This window comes from Georgenia sp. X1117, from assembly GCF_057784635.1.
This window is the reverse complement of the sequence record NZ_CM173492.1, coordinates 757,979-775,691: the sequence shown is the minus strand read 5'-3', so window position 1 is coordinate 775,691 and position 17,713 is coordinate 757,979. Positions and strand designations below refer to the sequence as shown.

The window sequence follows — 17,713 nt, the reverse complement described above, 5'->3', positions numbered from 1 at the left end:
GTCCTCGGTAGTGGCCTCCGGACGCGAACGACAGGCGTCCGTGGGCCTCGATCGATGACCGTCGGGGGTGGGTGCGGCCCGCACCGAAAGGGAGGGACCCATGGAGGGACCCGAGATCACCGCCGCCGAGGCCGTCATCGACAACGGCCGCTTCGGCACCCGCACCGTCCGCTTCGAGACCGGGCGCCTCGCCCGCCAGGCCGCCGGCTCCGCCGTCGCCTACCTCGACGAGGAGACGATGGTGCTCTCCGCCACCACGGCGGGCAAGCACCCCAAGGACCACTTCGACTTCTTCCCGCTGACGGTCGACATCGAGGAGCGCCAGTACGCCGCCGGCAAGATCCCCGGCGCGTTCTTCCGCCGCGAGGGCCGCCCCTCGACGGACGCCATCCTCGCCTGCCGCCTCATCGACCGCCCGCTGCGCCCCTCCTTCGTCAAGGGCCTGCGCAACGAGATCCAGGTCGTCGGCACCGTCTTCGCCGTCCACCCGGACGACGCCTACGACGTCGTGGCCATGAACGCCGCCTCGATGTCCACCCAGATCGCCGGCCTGCCCTTCTCGGGCCCGATCGGCTCCGTGCGCATCGCGCTCGTCGACGGCGAGTGGATCGCCTTCCCGCGCTACTCCGAGCTCGAGCGCGCCGTCTTCTCCATGGTCGTCGCCGGCCGCCGCGTCGAGACCAAGGACGGCTCGGACATCGCCGTGATGATGGTCGAGGCCGAGGCCTCCGACAACGTCTTCGAGCTCGTCGCCGCCGGCGCCCCGAAGCCGACCGAGGAGGTCGTGGCCCAGGGCCTGGACGCCGCCAAGCGGTTCATCGGCGTGCTGTGCGACGCCCAGTCCGAGCTGGCCGCCACCACCGCCAAGCCCACCGGCGACTTCCCGCTGTTCCCGGACTACGCCGAGGACGCCTACGCCGCCGTCGAGAAGCACGTCTCCGCCGACGTCGAGCAGGCCATCACCATCGCCGGCAAGGCCGAGCGCGAGGCCCGCCAGGAGGAGATCCGGGCAGCGATGCTCGAGGCGCTCGGCGCCGACTTCCAGGACCGCGAGAAGGAGCTGTCCGCCGCCTACCGCTCGGTGACCAAGGCGGCCGTGCGCCGCCGCGTCCTCACCGACGGCGTGCGCATGGACGGGCGCGGCCTGAAGGACATCCGCACCCTCTCCGCCGAGGTCGAGGTCCTGCCCCGCGTGCACGGCTCGGCGCTGTTCGAGCGCGGCGAGACCCAGATCCTGGGTGTCACCACGCTCAACATGCTCAAGATGGAGCAGCAGATCGACTCGCTGTCGCCCGTCACCAAGAAGCGCTACATGCACCACTACAACTTTCCGCCCTACTCGACCGGTGAGACCGGCCGGGTGGGCTCGCCCAAGCGCCGCGAGATCGGCCACGGTGCCCTCGCCGAGCGCGCGCTCGTGCCGGTGCTGCCCAGCCGCACCGAGTTTCCCTACGCGATCCGTCAGGTCTCCGAGGCGCTCGGCTCCAACGGCTCGACGTCGATGGGCTCGGTCTGCGCCTCGACCCTGTCGATGCTCCAGGCGGGCGTGCCCCTGCGCGCCCCGGTCGCCGGCATCGCCATGGGCCTCATGTCCGACGAGGTCGACGGCGAGACCCGCTACGCGGCGCTGACGGACATCCTCGGCGCCGAGGACGCCTACGGCGACATGGACTTCAAGGTCGCCGGCACCAAGGAGTTCGTCACCGCCATCCAGCTCGACACCAAGCTCGACGGCCTGCCGGCCTCGGTGCTCGGCGGCGCGCTGACCCAGGCCCGCGACGCGCGCCTGTCGATCCTCGAGGTGATGAACGAGGCCATCGACTCGCCCGACGAGATGGCCCCGACGGCGCCGCGCATCATCACCGTCCAGGTCCCCGTCGACAAGATCGGTGAGGTCATCGGCCCCAAGGGCAAGATGATCAACCAGATCCAGGAGGACACCGGCGCCGACATCTCCATCGAGGACGACGGCACCGTGTTCATCGGCGCGGTCGACGGTCCCTCCGCCGAGGCGGCCCGCCAGGCGATCAACTCGATCGCCAACCCGCAGATGCCCGAGGTGGGCGAGCGGTTCGTGGGCACGGTCGTCAAGACCACCTCGTTCGGCGCGTTCGTCTCGCTGACCCCCGGCAAGGACGGCCTGCTGCACATTTCGCAGGTCAAGCGTCTCGTCGGCGGCAAGCGGATCGACGCCGTCGAGGACGTCCTCCAGGTCGGCGCCAAGGTGCAGGTCGAGCTCGCCGAGATCGACCCGCGCGGCAAGCTCTCGCTGCACGCCGTCGTCGAGGACGAGGAGTCCGCGGGCGGCGCCCAGGCCGGCTCCGAGCCGGCCGCCGAGGGCGCGTCCGAGGGCGAGGCTCCGGCCCGTCGCGAGCGCGCGCCGCGCGAGCGTCGTCCCCGCACGCGCACCCGCTCCTCCGACAACGGTGGCTCCACCGACGGCGAGTGAGCGAGCTGACGTCGGGCCGCCGCGCGGCCTGATCTGACCACCGACCGGGGGTCGGGCCTCATGGCCCGGCCCCCGGTCGTCTCTCGTCGATGACGGTGCGGCCACCTAGGATCGATCGATGCCTGTCGACCACCGCCGCCCCGCGACCCACGACCCACAGACCACTTCCACCGGCACCCGCCCGCTCGTCGTCGCCCCCGCCGGCGCGCCCGGCACCGAGCTGTCCTGGGAGGTCGGCGGCACGCTGTCCCGCCGCTCCGTGCTGCCCGGCGGGGTGCGCGTCCTCACCGAGCAGGTCCCCGGTCAGCGCTCCGTCGCGCTGGGGGCCTGGATCGCCGTCGGCGCAAGGGACGAGACCGGCGGCCACCACGGCTCGACCCACGTGCTCGAGCACCTGCTCTTCAAGGGCACCGCCCGGCGCAGCGCCCTCGACATCGCCGAGGCCTTCGACGCCGTCGGCGGGGAGTCCAACGCGGTCACCGGCCAGGAGTCGACCTGCTACCACGCGCGGGTCCTCGACGACGACGCCCCGCTCGCGCTCGAGGTCATCGCCGACATGGTCACCTCCGCCACGCTCGACCCGGGCGAGCTGGAGAACGAGCGCGGCGTCATCCTCGACGAGCTCGCCGCCGCGGAGGACGACGCCCAGGAGGTCGCCCACGAGCGCTTCGCCGCCGCGGTGCTCGGCGACCACCCGCTGGGCCGCCCGGTGGGCGGCACCCCGGAGTCGGTGCGGGCCCTGCCGCGCGAGGTCGTCGCCGAGCACTACCACTCCTACTACCGCAGCGACGAGCTCGTGCTCACCGCGGCCGGCTCCCTCGACCACGACGAGCTGTGCGAGCGGCTGACCGGGCTGCTCACCGACGGCGGATGGGAGCTCGACGCCGACCAGGCGCCCGCCCCGCGCCGCAGCGCCCTGGACCCGACCCGTGGCCGGGGCGCCGTCGCGGAGCCGGGCACCGGTTCCGCGCCGTCGCGGGCGATCACCGTGGTGCGGCCGACCGAGCAGGCCCACGTCGTCATCGGGGCGCCCGCCCTGCGCGCCGGCGACCCGCGCCGCTGGGCGATGGCCCTGGCCACCACGATCCTCGGCGGCGGGATGAGCTCGCGGCTGTTCCAGGAGGTGCGGGAGCGGCGCGGCCTGGCCTACTCCACCTACGCCTGGTCGACCTCCTACGCCGAGGCCGGGTACGCCGGGCTGTACGCGGGCTGCGCGCCGGAGTCGGTACCCGAGGTCGCGGCGCTGCTCGCGGGCACGCTGGCCGACCTGGCGGGGGACGGGCCCACCGACGCCGAGCTCGCCCGGGCCAAGGGCCAGCTCCGCGGGGGCATCGTGCTCGGCCTGGAGGACAACGGCTCACGGATGTCGCGGCTCGGCAGCGCCGAGATCGTGCGCGGCGAGCTGACCTCGATCGACGCCACCATCGAGCTCATCGACGCCGTCACCGCGCGCGACGTCGCCGACATGTGCGCGTTCATCGCGGCCGGGGACCGCGCCGCGAGCGTGGTCGGTCCCGTCGCCCCCGACGCCGCCGACGGCCTCCTTGGCTGACCCACGCCGGGGGCGGGGACGGCCCCCGCCCCGGCGCCGTGTCCAGGAGGTGGGACGAGCCGGGGGACGCCGGCGGGGGAGCGGGCGCGATCGTCACAGTGGGGTCAGCCGGTCGAACCGGACCGGCGCACAGCCTTCAAGGAGACGACGTGACCACGACGATCGACGAGCGCACCACCATCCCCGCCGCCCACGAGGCCGTCCCCGCGGCGCACGGCGTGTGGCGGGGCGACCTGCACACCGACCTCACCTCGCGCCACTTCACCTACGCCACCGGTGAGCCCGAGGCGATCGGCGGCACCGACCTGGCGCCGTCGCCGATGGACCTGTTCGTCGGCGGCACCGCCGGGTGCCTGTCGGTGGTCGTCGAGGTCGTCGCCGGCGAGCTCGGGATCACCTTCGACGCCCTCGACATCGATGTGGCCGGCCACCTCGACACCCGCGGCTTCCTCGGCACCGCCGAGGTCCCCGCCCACATCCAGTCCCTCGAGGTCACCGTGCGGATCACCACCGGCGCCGACGCCGCGCAGGTCGAGCAGCTCAAGGAGGCGGCGAGCCGCCGCTGCCCGGCGCTGGGCCTGTTCCGTGCCGCCGACGTGGCGATCCGCGAGGAGTGGGTCGTCACCGCGCCGTGAACATGGCTGCGCCGGCCGCCACCGGGCTCGTATCGTCGGCGTCATGAGCGATTCGATCCGGGTGGCGGTCATCGGTGCGGCCGGCCGCATGGGCCAGCAGGTGGTGGGCGCCGTGCGCGCCGCGGAGGACCTCGAGCTCGTCGCCGAGCTCGATGCCGGGGACGACGTGACGGCCGGCCTGCGCGAGGCGGGCGCCGACGTCGCCGTCGAGTTCGCGGTGCCGAGCGTGAGCGGGGCGAACGTGCGGGCGGCCCTCGAGGCGGGCGTGCACGTCGTCGTCGGGACCACCGGCTGGACCGACGAGGCGCTCGCCGAGCTCGAGGAGCACCTGGACGGGGTCAACGAGCGCCGCACCGCCGACGGTGAGGAGCCCCTGGGCGCCCTCATCGCCCCGAACTTCGCGCTCTCGGCCGTGCTCGCGATGTCCTTCGCGCGCCAGGCGGCGCCGTACTTCGAGTCCGTCGAGGTCGTCGAGCTGCACCACCCCGACAAGGTCGACGCCCCCTCGGGCACCGCGCTGTCGACGGCGCGCGGGATCGCCGCCGCCCGCGCCGAGGCGGGCGTGGCGCCCTCGCCGGACGCCACCGAGACCGACCCCGACGGCGCGCGCGGGGCGTCGGTCGAGGGCGTGCACGTGCACGCGGTGCGGCTGCGCGGCCTCGTCGCGCACGAGGAGGTGCTGCTCGGCAACCCCGGCGAGCAGCTGACGATCCGCACCGACTCCTTCGACCGGGCGAGCTTCATGCCGGGCGTGCTCCTGGCCGTGCGGAACGTCGCGGGCAGGCCGGGCCTCACGCGCGGCCTGGACCCCCTGCTCGAGGTCTGACGGATCCACCACCGCCCGGCCGGAGGCTCCGGCCCGCACTGCTCGGCGACTACCCGCCGGACCCCAGGTTCGCCCACCACTCGTCCTGGATCGCCTGCTTCTCTGCCACCGGGATCTCTCGGCGCCGCCCCGAGGGTGAGAACCCCGCGGCATCCAGGAAACGCTGGCGCGGCTCGTCGCCGCGCATCACCCAGATCGACAGCGCCGTCGCCCCCGAGTCCCGGGCCAGGTCCGCGCACGCCGCCAGCAGGCGGGAACCGTGCCCCACCCGCTCGTGCCCCGGCGCCACCTCGAGGGCGATGATCTCCACCAGGGTGCCGCGGCCGGCCGCCAGCACCGTCCCGGCCAGGTCGTCCTCGACCTCCTGCTGCTGCCCGCCCCCCGCGGCCTGGCCGGCGACCTCGGCGACCAGCTCGTCCTCCTCCGGCGTCGCGGGAGCCGCCGGAGCGATCGCGGCGAGCCCGACGACCTCGGCCGCATCCAGCGCGGTGAGCACGTGGTGCCCGCGCTGGGAGACGTCCGCGGCGCTGGCCCACGCGAGCGCGAGGTCCCCGGGCTCGATCCCGGGCAGGGACGGGTCGTCGGCGGCCAGGTCGGCCCCCGCCGCCAGGGCCGCCCGCATGGTCGCCGCGTGGATCTCACCGAGGGTGTCGGCGTCGGCGGGGATCGTGGGGCGGACCGAGACGTCGGGCCCGCCGCGCGAGGTCGTCGGCAGCCCCTCGGGCGTCCGGCCGGCCGACAGGGAGGACAGGACGTCGTCGTGGTGCTCGCTCACCGCCCCAGGGTAGGCAGAGCGCCACGCCCATGCCCACGAGCGGCCACCACCCGCCCGCAGGGCCGCGACGCGAGTACCGTTCGAGCATGACCATGCCGTACCACCCCTCGCGCAGCTTCGGATCCGTGGCCGTCGCGATGGCGACCCCCTTCACGCCCGACGGGGCGATCGACGTCGACTCCGCCGTCGGGCTCGCGCTCGCCCTGGTCGACGACGGCTGCGACGCCCTCGTCCTCAACGGGACCACGGGCGAGTCCCCGACGACCCACCAGCCCGAGAAGGACGCCCTGGTCAGCGCCGTCGTCGAGGCGGTGGGGGAACGCGCGATGATCATCGGCGGCGCGGGCTCCAACGACACCGCGCACGCCGTGCGCATCGCCGAGGGCGCCGCCCGCTCCGGCGCGCAGGGCCTGCTCGTGGTGGCCCCGTACTACAACCGCCCCTCCCAGGAGGGCGTCTACCGCCACATCGTCGCCGTCACCGAGGCCACCGACCTGCCGGTCATGGTCTACGACATCCCGGGCCGCACCGGCGTGCGGCTCGAGGACGCCACCCTTGACCGGCTCGCCGAGCACGAGCAGATCCTCGCCGTCAAGGACGCCACCGGCGACGTCCCGGCCGGCTTCGAGAAGATGTCCCGCACCGGCCTGGAGTACTACTCCGGCGACGACGCCCTCAACTTCGCCTGGCTCGCGCACGGCGCCTCCGGCGTCGTCTCCGTGGCCGGCCACGCGGTCGCCTCGCAGTACCTGGACATGGTCACGGCGGTCGACGACGGCGACCTGCCCGCCGCACGCGCCGTCGCCGCGCACCTCCGGCCGGTCGTGGCCGCCATCATGGGCGGCGGCCAGGGCGCGGTCATGGCCAAGGTGGCCAGCCACCTGCTCGGCCGGATCCCGACGCCGACCGTGCGCCTCCCGCTGGCCGACGCCACCGTCGAGGAGGTCGAGCTCGTGCGCGAGACGCTGGTCTCGGCGGGACTGCTCCCCGAGCAGTAGGCACGCGCCGCACCGACGACGACGGCCCGCGACCCCGCCACGAGGGCGGGGCCGCGGGCCGTTCGGGTCAGACCCGACGCCGGGTCTGACCCGACGTGAGATCAGTGCTTGACCGTGTACCCGGCGTCGACGGGGAGGACGATCCCGGTGACGTAGCGGGCCTTCTCCGAGGACAGGTAGACCACCGCGTGCGAGACGTCGACCGGCTCGATGACGCCCACCTCGCGCATGAGGTTCGCGCGGTCGGTGGCGAAGCCCCAGCGCTCGAGCGTCTTCGGCACCGTGTCCATCAGCGCCTCGGCCATGGGGGAGTTGACGCCCGTCGGCACGACGACGTTGACCCGGATGTGCTCCGGCGCCAGCTCGACCGCCAGGGTCTTGGCCAGGGAGATGATCCCGGCCTTGGCCGCCCCGTAGTGGCCCCACGACGGCGACGCGCGCAGCCCGTCGGTCGAGGAGGTGATGATGATCGAGCCGCCACCGTCCTCGGACAGGTGCGGGATCATCGCCCGCACCGACTTGAAGACGCCCGTGAGGTTGACGTCGATCATCCGCTGCCAGTCGTCGTCGGACATCGTGAAGGTGTCGGGCAGCACCTGGTGGATGCCGGCGTTGGCGACGAGGACGTCGATCCGGCCGAAGGCGTCGATGGCCGCCTGCGCGACGCGCTGCATGTCCTCCGTGCTGCGCACGTCGGCCGTCACGCCGACGATCCTGCGGTCGAGCGCCTCGACCTGCCGCACCGTCTCCGCGATGTCGTCCTCGGTCGCGAGCCCGTAGGTCAGGCCCTCGATCTGCCCGCCGATGTCGGCGACGACGATGTCCGCGCCCTCCTTGGCGAGCTCGATGGCGTGGGAGCGGCCCTGGCCGCGCCCTCCGCCGGTGATGACCGCTACCTTGCCGTCCAGCTTTCCCACGGTTCCTCCACGTCCTCGTGACTGCGTGTGTGTGGTGTCACGCTACGACGTTGTGTCACCCGGTGCCAGTTCAGGCAGGTCGCCGGTGAGGTAGCGCTGGAAGGTGGGCCCGACGAGCGCGACGACGTCCTCGGGGCTCGCCGAGGCGAGCGGTTCGGCGCGCCCGATCATCCGCACGAGGACGAGGCCGAGGACCTGGGTGGCCACCAGCGAGGCGCGCAGCCGCACCTGGTCGGGATCGACGCCCGCACGGACCAGGAGCGGGACGACCTGGTCGCCCATGACCTCCCGCAGCCGCTCGGCGGCGCGGTCGTGCGCGACCGCCGAGCGCAGGATCGCCACCAGGGTCCCGTCGCCCTCCCAGATCCGCAGCACGTTGCGGGCCACGAACTCGCCGAGGTGCTCGACGTCGGCCGGTGGGTCGAGGCTCTCCGCGCCGATATCCAGCCCGACGACCTGCGCGAACAGCTCGTCCTTGGAGCCGAAGTAGCGCATGACCATCGCGGGGTCCACGCCGGCGCGCTCGCCGATCGCCCGGATCGTCGCGCGTTCGAAACCCAGGGTCGCGAACAGCTCGCGCGCGGCGTCGGTGATCGCGGCGCGGTTCTCCTCGGCGGTGCGTCTGGCCATGGCGACACTGTAGTCAACGAGTGTTGACCACGCGGGCGCAGCGGCGTACCTTCTGAGTCAACACGCGTTGACCAACCGATCGGTCGGAGGAGACATGGACGGCAGCGACGAGACCCCCCAGCCACCCGCCGTCGAGATGCGCGACCTGCGCGTCGTGCGCGGGGGTCGGCGCGGCCGCGAGGTCCTGCACGGCGTCGACCTCGAGGTGCGCGCCGGCGAGCTCGTCGGCCTCATCGGTCCGTCCGGGGGAGGGAAGTCCACCCTCATGCGCGCCGTCGTCGGGGTCCAGGCCCGCGTCTCGGGCCACCTGCGCGTCCTCGGCGCACCGGCCGGCAGCCCGTCGGTGCGCGGCCGCGTCGGGTACGTCACCCAGGCGCCCGCGGTCTACGTCGACCTCACCGCGCGGGAGAACCTCGAGTTCTTCGCCGCCGTCGTATCGGCCGGCCCCGACGACATCGACGCCGCCCTGGCCGCCGTCGACCTCACGGGTGCGGCCGACCAGGTGGTGGCCACCATGTCCGGCGGGCAGCGCTCGCGCGTCTCGCTGGCCACCGCGCTGCTCGGCTCCCCGCCGGTGCTCGTCCTCGACGAGCCCACCGTCGGCCTCGACCCGCTCCTGCGTCACGACCTGTGGGCCACCTTCCGGAGGCTGGCCGCCGTCGGCACCGCGATCCTCGTCTCCTCCCACGTGATGGACGAGGCCGAGCGCTGCGACCGCATCGCGCTCGTGCGCGAGGGAGGGGTGCTGGCCACCGGGACCCCGGCCGAGCTGCGGGCCCGGACCGGCGCCGCCACCGTCGAGGACGCCTTCCTCGCCCTGGTCGAGGAGGCCGCATGAGCGCCGCGCGCACCGCCGCCGTCGCCCGCCGCGTGCTGCGTCAGCTCCGGCGCGACCCGCGCACCGTCGCCCTGCTTCTCGGGCTGCCGAGCCTGCTGCTCCTGCTGCTGTGGTGGGCCTTCTCCGACCGTCCGGGCCCGGAGATGATCGACCAGTTCGGGCCGGCGCTCATCTCCTTCATGCCGTTCACGGTGATGTTCATCGTCACCTCGATCACCATGCTGCGCGAGCGCACCGCCGGCACGCTCGAGCGCATGCTGGCGATGCCGGTCGGGCGCGCGGACATCCTGCTCGGCTACGCGGCCGCCCTGGTCCTCGTCTGCGCGTTCCAGTCCGCCCTGGTCATCGGCCTCGGCGTCGGCCTGCTGGGGATGGACGTCGGCGGCCCGGTGTGGGTGATGGGTCTCGTCGCGGCCGCGGGCTCCTTCCTCGGCACCGCGCTGGGCCTGGCGATCTCCGCGTTCGCTCGCACCGAGTTCCAGGCGGTGCAGTTCATGCCCGCCCTGGTCGCCCCGCAGCTCCTGCTGTGCGGCGTCTTCCTCCCGCGCGAGCAGATGCCCGACGTCGCCGAGGCGCTGTCCACCGTGCTGCCGCTGACCTACGCCGTCGAGGCCATGCAGGGCGTCCAGGCCGGTGCGGACGGCCAGGTCGCGGACGGCACCTGGGGCCACCTCGCGGTGGTCCTCGCCTTCGCCGTCGGCGTCCTCCTGCTGGGCACGCTCACCCTGCGGCGGCGCACGGACTGATTCGCGCGGAGCCCGGGATCTCCAACCTTCGATCATCAGGTTCTGGGTCTGTCACTCACGCACGGAGATCGGTACGATATGGGTGTTTGATCGCCTGTCAACACAGGTGACGGACGCCGACGAGGGGAAGTCGGAGAGGAGAGATCATGTCGAGCGAGTCGCGACAGTTTCCTGCGCTGCGTGTCGCTGCCGTGGTGGTCGTGCTTGCCGTCCTCGCCGTTCAGGCGGTGGTTCTGCCGTGGTTCGCGGCCACGTTGGCGACGCACTACCCGGAGGCAGCCCACCTTTCGGCACCCACCACCGTCGCCGTCGTTCTGTGCCTGGTGCCCATCCAGGTTGCCGCGCTGCTCGCGTGGCAGCTTCCGGCCGCCGACGAGCGGCGCGCCGCCCGGTTGCTTGCCGCCGTAGCCGTGTCGCTGCTGGTCGGTGCGGCACTCACCGTCGGCACGCTGGTCTGGCTGGGTGCCGCCACCCGCGAGTTCGGCCTGCAGCCAGGGGTGGGGCTCGCCCTCATCGTGCTCGCTGCCGCGCAGGTCGCAGGGGCGACGGTGGTGTGGGGCCGCCGCCACGCGAAGGGACGCAGACAGCCGAGCGACCGCACGTCCGGCACCCCGCAGCGGGTCGCCGCCTGAGTGAGCGCCCAGGGATGGGATGATGCCCCGGTGAGCAATCCCCATCCTGAGCTGACCGTCCCTCCCGTCCTGGCCAAGGGCGCCATGCGCATCGTCCCCCTGGGCGGCCTCGGCGAGGTCGGACGCAACATGACCGTCTTCGAGCACGACGGGAAGCTGCTCATCGTCGACTGCGGCGTCCTCTTCCCCGAGGAGCACCAGCCCGGCGTCGACGTGATCCTGCCCGACTTCAGCTACATCGAGGACCGGATCGACGACGTCGTCGCCGTCGTCCTCACCCACGGCCACGAGGACCACATCGGCGCCGTGCCCTACCTGCTGCGCCTGCGCGCCGACATCCCGCTGCTCGGTTCGCGCCTCACGCTGGCGTTCATCGAGGCCAAGCTCCGCGAGCACCGCATCACCCCGCAGCTGCAGGTCGTCGCCGAGAACGAGCGCCTCACGCAGGGCCCGTTCGACCTCGAGTTCGTCGCCGTCAACCACTCGATCCCCGACGCCCTGGCCGTGATGATCCGCACCGGCGCCGGCTCCGTCCTGCACACGGGCGACTTCAAGATGGACCAGCTCCCGCTCGACGGGCGCATCACCGACCTGCGCGCCTTCGCCCGCCTCGGCGAGGAGGGCGTGGACCTGTTCATGACCGACTCCACCAACGCCGAGGTCCCCGGCTTCACCGCCAACGAGCGGGACATCGGCGGGGTCCTCGACCAGGTCTTCGGCCAGGCCGAGGGGCAGATCGTCGTCGCCTCCTTCGCCAGCCACGTGCACCGGGTCCAGCAGGTTCTCGACGCCGCGGCCCTACACGGCCGCAAGGTCGCCCTCGTGGGGCGCTCGATGGTGCGCAACATGGGCATCGCCGCGGACCTGGAGTACCTCACGGTCCCGCCGGGCGTCCTCATCGACCAGAAGAACATCGACTCGATCCCCGCCCACCAGCGCGTCCTCATGGCCACCGGCTCGCAGGGCGAGCCGATGGCCGCGCTCTCGCGGATCGCCAACCGCAACCACAAGGTCGACGTCGGTCCCGGCGACACGGTGATCTTCGCGTCCTCGCTCATCCCCGGCAACGAGAACTCGGTGTTCCGGGTGATCAACGGCCTCATGCGCCTCGGCGCGAAGGTCGTCCACCAGTCCAACGCCAAGGTCCACGTCTCCGGGCACGCCTCGGCCGGCGAGCTCCTGTACTGCTACAACATCGTCCAGCCGAAGAACGTCATGCCGGTGCACGGCGAGATCCGCCACCTGGTCGCCAACGGGGCGCTCGCGGTGCGCACCGGGGTGCCCGCCGACCGGGTCGTGCTCGCCGAGGACGGCGTCGTCGTCGACCTGAACGAGGGGCGCGCCCGCATCGTCGGCGCCGTCGAGTGCGGGTACGTCTACGTCGACGGCAGCTCCGTGGGCGAGGTCACCGAGACCGAGCTCAAGGACCGTCGCATCCTCGGCGAGGAGGGCTTCATCTCGATCTTCGCCGTGGTGGACCGTCAGCACGGCTCGGTCGTGGCGGGCCCGCACATCGAGGCCCGCGGGATGGCCGAGGACGCCGGTGTGTTCGACGGGATCCTGCCCGACGTCACCGCGGCGCTCGAGGAGGTCGCCGGGCGGGGCAACGCCGACACCCACCAGATGCAGCAGGCGATGCGCCGCGTCGTGGGCCGCTGGGCCTCGCGGCGCCTGCGGCGCTCGCCGATGATCCTGCCCACCGTCGTCGAGGTCTGACGCCGCGCACCCCGGGTGTCCGGGTGCGGCCGGTCAACCGCGGCCGGTCAGGCTCGGCCGGTCAGCGCACGCCGCAGGCGGTGGCGATCCGGCCGACGATCTCGGTGAGGATCGAGGTGGTCGTGGCCAGCGAGACGCGCACGTGCCCGGCGCCGACCCTGCCGAAGGTCGGACCGTTGCCTGCCAGCACCCCGGCCCCGCGCAGCGCGCGCCCCGGGGAGTCGCCGAGGCCGTAGGGGCGCAGGTCGAGCCAGCCCAGGTAGGTGCCCTCCGCCGGCGCCACCCGCGCCTCGGGCAGCTGCTCGGCGACCAGGCCGGCGAACAGGTCGTGCCGCGAGTCGATCGTGGCGGCCAGCTCGGCGAGCCATTCCTCGCCGCGGTCGTAGGCGGCGGTGACCGCGACGACCCCGGGCGTGGAGACCTCCTTGGCCAGGTGCGCGCCGTGCGTGTCCCACTCGCGGGCCGCCTCCGGGGTCGAGGCGATGAGCTGGGCGCACCGCAGGCCGGGCAGGTTGAAGGACTTCGACGCCGAGGTCGCCGTCGTGGCGTGCGCGGCCGCCGTCTCGGAGATGCTCGCGTAGGGCAGGTGCGTGTGGCCGGGGCGCACGAGCGAGGCGTGGATCTCGTCGGCGAAGACGGTCGCCCCGGCCCGCTCGACCACCTCGGCGAAGCCCTCGAGCTCGGCCCGGGTGTGCACGCGGCCGGTCGGGTTCTGCGGGTTGCACAGGATGACGAGGTCGCCGCGCCGGATCGTGGCCGCCAGGGCGTCGAGGTCGAAGGTCCAGCTCTCGCCGTCGGGTGCGAGCGGGACCTCGACCAGCTCGGTGCCCCAGCGGGGCGGCACGCCGTAGAAGCTGGGGTAGGCGGGCGTGGGCAGGATGATCCGCCCGCCGGCGGGCAGCCGGCTCACGAGCTGGTGCATCGCCGAGAGGACGTCGGGCAGGAGGCGGACCTGGTCGGGGACGACCTCCACACCGTGCTGGCGGGTCAGGAACCCGGCCGTGGCCTCGACGCAGGCCCGGGCCAGCGTGGGGGAGAGGTAGCCGAGGAGCTGGTCGTCCACGGCCCGGTGCAGGGCCTCGAGCACCACCGGCGCGGTGCCGAGGTCGGACTCGGCGATGAACGTGCCGTAGACGTCGGTGTCCTGCGGCCAGGCGATCTTCCCGCCCGAGGAGCGCAGCGCCGCCACCTCCGAGACGTGGTCGCCGCCCGCCGCGGCGGTGGTGGTCGCGGCCTGGGGGTGCGTCGTCCCGGTCATCGCTCACTCTCCTCGGTGGGTGTCCCGGGCGCGGGCGCCCGGCGCGTCGTGGTCAGGACGAGTCGGTCGAGCGCACGTCCGAACCGCTCCCCATTCTCACCCTCGCCACCGGTGAGGACGTTGTCGATCTCGAGCAGGACCAGCCCGTGGACAAGCGCGCACAACGTGATCGCGTGCTCATACGTCTCGGCGTCGTCCGGTCCGGTGCCCAGCACCCGGGCGACGGCGGGCCCGACGAGGGTCATCTGCTCGGGCCCGCCAAGCATGGGGACCTCCCGACGCCGCGCCACCACGCCGAGGGCCCGGTAGACCTGCGGCATCTCCAGGGCGGCGCGCCGGTAGGCGTGGCACAGGCCGACGAGGTCGGCCAGCGGGTCCTCGTGCCGCTTGCGCTCGGCGATGCGCCGCTGGAACTGCGCCAGCCCGTCGCCGACGACCTTGTCGACGAGCTGGTCGCGCGAGCCGAACAGCGCGTACACCCCGGCGGTGGTGGTGCCGGCGTCCGCCGCGACCGCGCGGATCGAGATCGCCGCCTCCCCGTCGGCGGCCAGCGCACGTGCGGCCGCCCGGAGGAGATCGGCCCTCAGGCTGTCGTCGTACCGGCGCCGATGTCCCATGCGGCGACGATAGTTCGTGCGGCCGACGCCGATATCCAGCCCGGCGGGCAGTGTTCACCGGCCGGCGCACGCACGCCCGGGCCCGACGGCGTGACCACCCTCGCGCGGGCAACACCGGCTCCACCTCGGGGGATCGCGGCGCCCGGCCGCTATCGTGTGAGGCGATGGCTACCCGTGCGTCTTCCCCCTCACGGCCGGCCCGGACGGCACGCGGTGCCTCCACCTCGCCGGCGCGCCCCACGCGTCCCCGGGGCGGTTCCCGCGACGGCGCGGGCCCGGCCGGCTCGTCGCGCGGTCGCGGATCGTCCGGGGGACGATCACCGAAGAAGGAAGGGGGCGGCGTGCGAGGCAGGCGGCCCGAGGACGACCAGAACGGGAGCAGGGGGCCGCGCGGCGGCATCCCCTCCGGCTTCCGCAACGACGCGATCGCCCTGGGCCTCCTCGCCCTGGCGATCGTCGTCGCCCTGCGCGAGTGGTTCGGCCTGTCGGGCCTGGCCGGCGTGGTCATCCACCACGCCGTGGCCGGGCTGGTCGGCGTCCTCGGCCGGCTCGTCCCGGTGGTCCTCGTCGTCCTGGCGGTCCAGCTCTGGCGGGAGGACCCCGAGGACCCCGACGACGACCTGCGTCCGCACGTGGTCATCGGCGTGACGATCCTCGGCCTCGCGGTCGCCGGGCTCATCCACATCTTCGCCGGCTCGCCCTCCCCGGGGGACTCCTTCAGCGCCGTCGAGGACGCCGGCGGTCTCGTCGGCTGGCTCCTCGGCACGCCGCTCAACGCCCTGCTCTCGCCCTGGGGCGCCGTGCCCGTGCTCGTCCTGTTCGGCCTGTTCGGTGCGCTCGTGCTCACCGGCACCCCGCTGCGCGCGCTGCCCTCGAAGGCCCGGGCGGCCACGGCCTGGATCTCCGGCCACACCCCCGGTCGCGGGCAGGACGCCGAGGACGGCACCGAGGACGCGCCGCGACGCACGGGACGCTCGCGCCGGCGCGGGGGCCGCGACGAGGGCAGCACCGAGCTCCTCGACCGCTACGCCGGTGACGAGGCCTTCGACCAGGCCGCCGACGTCGGGCCCGGCCCGGCCCTCGCGCTGGACGACGGGCCGCCCCCGCGCCCGGCCAACGCCCGCCGGGCCCGGCGCCCGCAGACCCACGACGTCGACCTCGGCACGGGCGGGGAGTCCGGTGCCACGCAGGTGGTCCCGGGTGCGGCGGCGGCCGCCGTGCGCGGCGCCGGGCAGCCGGCGGAGGCGACCACCGAGCCGGAGGACGCGGGGCCCGAGGCACCGCCGACCCGCTCCCTGCCCGGCGCCGGCGAGCAGCTCACCCTGCCCGACGGCGACTACGACCTGCCCGAGGAGTCGCTCCTCGAGCAGGGGCCGCCCCACAAGGTCCGTTCCGCGGCCAACGACCGCGTCGTCGAGGCCCTCACGCAGGTCCTCGACGAGTTCGGCATCGACGCGACCGTCACCGGCTTCTCCCGTGGCCCGACGGTCACCCGGTACGAGCTCGAGCTCGGCCCCGGGGTCAAGGTCGAGCGCATCACCGCCCTGTCGCGGAACATCGCCTACGCCGTGGCGAGCGCCGACGTCCGCATCCTCTCGCCGATCCCCGGCAAGTCCGCCATCGGCGTCGAGATCCCCAACACCGACCGCGAGTCCGTGGCCCTCGGCGACGTCTTGCGCTCCGCGGTCGCCCGGCAGACCGACCACCCGCTGGTGGTCGGTGTGGGCAAGGACGTCGAGGGCGGCTACGTCGTCGCGAACCTGTCGAAGATGCCGCACATGCTCGTCGCGGGTGCCACCGGCTCGGGCAAGTCCAGCTTCATCAACTCGATGATCACCTCGGTGATGATGCGGGCCACCCCCGAGCAGGTCCGCATGGTCCTCGTCGACCCCAAGCGGGTCGAGCTGACGATCTACGAGGGCATCCCGCACCTGGTGACCCCGATCATCACCAACCCGAAGAAGGCCGCCGAGGCCCTCGAGTGGGTCGTGCGCGAGATGGACATGCGCTACGACGACCTGTCGACCTACGGGTTCAAGCACATCGACGACTTCAACGTCGCCGTGCGGGCCGGCAAGGTCACCCCGCCGCCCGGCAGCGAGCGGGTCATCTCGCCCTACCCGTACCTGCTGGTCGTCGTCGACGAGCTCGCCGACCTCATGATGGTCGCCCCGCGCGACGTCGAGGCCTCGATCCAGCGCATCACCCAGCTCGCCCGCGCCGCCGGCATCCACCTGGTGCTGGCCACGCAGCGCCCGTCCGTCGACGTCGTCACCGGCCTCATCAAGGCCAACGTCCCCTCCCGGCTCGCCTTCGCGACCTCCTCGCTGGCCGACTCCCGCGTCGTCCTCGACCAGCCCGGCGCGGAGAAGCTCATCGGCCAGGGCGACGCCCTGTTCCTGCCCATGGGCGCGAGCAAGACGATGCGCGTGCAGGGCTCGTGGGTCGGCGAGAGCGAGATCCACGGCGTCGTCGAGCACGTGAAGTCCCAGGCGAGCCCGGAGTTCCGCGACGACGTCGTCCCGACGGTCGAGAAGAAGCAGGTCGACGAGGACATCGGCGACGACCTCGACGTCCTCCTGCAGGCCGCCGAGCTCGTCGTCACCACCCAGTTCGGGTCGACCTCGATGCTGCAGCGCAAGCTGCGCGTCGGCTTCGCCAAGGCCGGGCGGCTGATGGACCTGCTCGAGTCCCGCGAGATCGTCGGCCCCTCGGAGGGCTCCAAGGCGCGCGACGTGCTCGTCCAGCCCGACGACCTGGCCGGCACGCTGGCCATGCTGCGCGGCGAGGAGGCGCCCGGTGGCGGGGCCTCGGGTGGTGCGGCGCCCGACGGTGCCGGAGCGGTACCGGCCGCGGGCGCAGCGTCGTCGGCCGACGTCCCCTTCGACGCCGCGGCCGCCGCGGGGGAGGGGCAGACCGAGGTCGTGGCCCCGCCGTCGTGGGACGACGACGGGTACGGCGACGACGACGGCGGCGAGGACGCCTGGGAGCTGACCGACCGCAGGTGAGCGGCGATCGGTGCTCGACCTCGCCCGCGACGGAGGCCGGAGTCAGCGTCGGAGCGCTGCTCGACGTCGTGCGAGAGTCCTGCTCAAGGTAGCGTAGAAGTCCTGCTCAAGGTAGC

General features: G+C 73.6%; 15 protein-coding genes. 10 read left to right on the top strand and 5 right to left on the bottom strand.

The features are described from left to right. The first annotated feature begins 100 nt into the window (after positions 1 to 100). From AC3D3D_RS03480 to dapB, 4 genes are all read left to right on the top strand, one after another. Complete coding sequence (locus tag AC3D3D_RS03480) at positions 101 to 2,449, top strand: polyribonucleotide nucleotidyltransferase (RefSeq protein ID WP_463660924.1); 2,349 nt, start codon at positions 101 to 103, stop codon at positions 2,447 to 2,449. Positions 2,450 to 2,567: 118 nt separating this feature from the next. After that, on the top strand, positions 2,568 to 4,001 hold the full coding sequence (locus tag AC3D3D_RS03475; protein ID WP_463660925.1) for a M16 family metallopeptidase: 1,434 nt from the start codon (positions 2,568 to 2,570) through the stop codon (positions 3,999 to 4,001). A gap of 149 nt (positions 4,002 to 4,150) precedes the next feature. Further along, positions 4,151 to 4,636 carry an OsmC family protein gene (locus AC3D3D_RS03470; protein WP_463660926.1) on the top strand — a complete coding sequence of 162 codons (486 nt, stop codon included), beginning with the start codon at positions 4,151 to 4,153 and terminating at the stop codon, positions 4,634 to 4,636. A 43-nt stretch (positions 4,637 to 4,679) separates the two neighbouring features. Then, a complete protein-coding gene (gene dapB / locus AC3D3D_RS03465; protein WP_463660927.1) occupies positions 4,680 to 5,462 on the top strand; it encodes a 4-hydroxy-tetrahydrodipicolinate reductase in 783 nt (260 codons plus the stop codon). A 49-nt stretch (positions 5,463 to 5,511) separates the two neighbouring features. Here the strand turns inward: dapB and AC3D3D_RS03460 are convergent, their stop codons facing one another. Beyond that, a complete protein-coding gene (locus tag AC3D3D_RS03460; RefSeq protein ID WP_463660928.1) occupies positions 5,512 to 6,237 on the bottom strand; it encodes a GNAT family N-acetyltransferase in 726 nt (241 codons plus the stop codon). 92 nt (positions 6,238 to 6,329) lie between these two features. Between AC3D3D_RS03460 and dapA the strand changes: the two genes are divergently transcribed. Continuing rightward, complete coding sequence (gene dapA, locus AC3D3D_RS03455) at positions 6,330 to 7,235, top strand: 4-hydroxy-tetrahydrodipicolinate synthase (RefSeq protein WP_463661062.1); 906 nt, start codon at positions 6,330 to 6,332, stop codon at positions 7,233 to 7,235. Between the two features lie 101 nt (positions 7,236 to 7,336). Here the strand turns inward: dapA and AC3D3D_RS03450 are convergent, their stop codons facing one another. Both AC3D3D_RS03450 and AC3D3D_RS03445 read right to left on the bottom strand, forming a co-directional pair. Continuing rightward, on the bottom strand, positions 7,337 to 8,152 hold the full coding sequence (locus AC3D3D_RS03450; protein WP_463660929.1) for a mycofactocin-coupled SDR family oxidoreductase: 816 nt from the start codon (positions 8,150 to 8,152) through the stop codon (positions 7,337 to 7,339). A 42-nt stretch (positions 8,153 to 8,194) separates the two neighbouring features. Further along, positions 8,195 to 8,782: a TetR/AcrR family transcriptional regulator gene (locus tag AC3D3D_RS03445; RefSeq protein WP_463660930.1), complete on the bottom strand. Its 588-nt coding sequence runs from the start codon at positions 8,780 to 8,782 to the stop codon at positions 8,195 to 8,197. Positions 8,783 to 8,876: 94 nt separating this feature from the next. Between AC3D3D_RS03445 and AC3D3D_RS03440 the strand changes: the two genes are divergently transcribed. The 4 genes from AC3D3D_RS03440 to AC3D3D_RS03425 all read left to right on the top strand — a co-directional run bounded on the left by AC3D3D_RS03440 (position 8,877) and on the right by AC3D3D_RS03425 (position 12,714). Beyond that, positions 8,877 to 9,620, top strand: a complete 744-nt coding sequence (locus AC3D3D_RS03440) for an ABC transporter ATP-binding protein (RefSeq protein WP_463660931.1) — start codon at positions 8,877 to 8,879, stop codon at positions 9,618 to 9,620. Next, the gene (locus tag AC3D3D_RS03435; protein WP_463660932.1) at positions 9,617 to 10,366 is read left to right on the top strand and encodes an ABC transporter permease; all 750 of its coding nucleotides are present in this window, start codon (positions 9,617 to 9,619) and stop codon (positions 10,364 to 10,366) included. Before AC3D3D_RS03440 ends, AC3D3D_RS03435 begins: the two co-directional genes overlap by 4 nt. Positions 10,367 to 10,512: 146 nt before the next feature. Beyond that, positions 10,513 to 10,998 carry a DUF2975 domain-containing protein gene (locus AC3D3D_RS03430; protein ID WP_463660933.1) on the top strand — a complete coding sequence of 162 codons (486 nt, stop codon included), beginning with the start codon at positions 10,513 to 10,515 and terminating at the stop codon, positions 10,996 to 10,998. An 84-nt stretch (positions 10,999 to 11,082) separates the two neighbouring features. Beyond that, positions 11,083 to 12,714, top strand: coding sequence for a ribonuclease J (locus AC3D3D_RS03425; protein WP_463661063.1), 1,632 nt, complete (start codon positions 11,083 to 11,085; stop codon positions 12,712 to 12,714). 61 nt (positions 12,715 to 12,775) lie between these two features. Here AC3D3D_RS03425 and AC3D3D_RS03420 read toward each other — a convergent pair whose 3' ends face one another. Then, entirely contained in the window at positions 12,776 to 13,972 is a 1,197-nt protein-coding gene (locus AC3D3D_RS03420; protein WP_463660934.1) for a MalY/PatB family protein, read from the bottom strand. Then, positions 13,969 to 14,589 carry a TetR/AcrR family transcriptional regulator gene (locus AC3D3D_RS03415; protein ID WP_463660935.1) on the bottom strand — a complete coding sequence of 207 codons (621 nt, stop codon included), beginning with the start codon at positions 14,587 to 14,589 and terminating at the stop codon, positions 13,969 to 13,971. Before AC3D3D_RS03415 ends, AC3D3D_RS03420 begins: the two co-directional genes overlap by 4 nt. Positions 14,590 to 14,753: 164 nt before the next feature. Between AC3D3D_RS03415 and AC3D3D_RS03410 the strand changes: the two genes are divergently transcribed. Then, the gene (locus AC3D3D_RS03410) at positions 14,754 to 17,597 is read left to right on the top strand and encodes an FtsK/SpoIIIE family DNA translocase (protein ID WP_463660936.1); all 2,844 of its coding nucleotides are present in this window, start codon (positions 14,754 to 14,756) and stop codon (positions 17,595 to 17,597) included. The last annotated feature ends 116 nt before the right edge of the window (positions 17,598 to 17,713 follow it).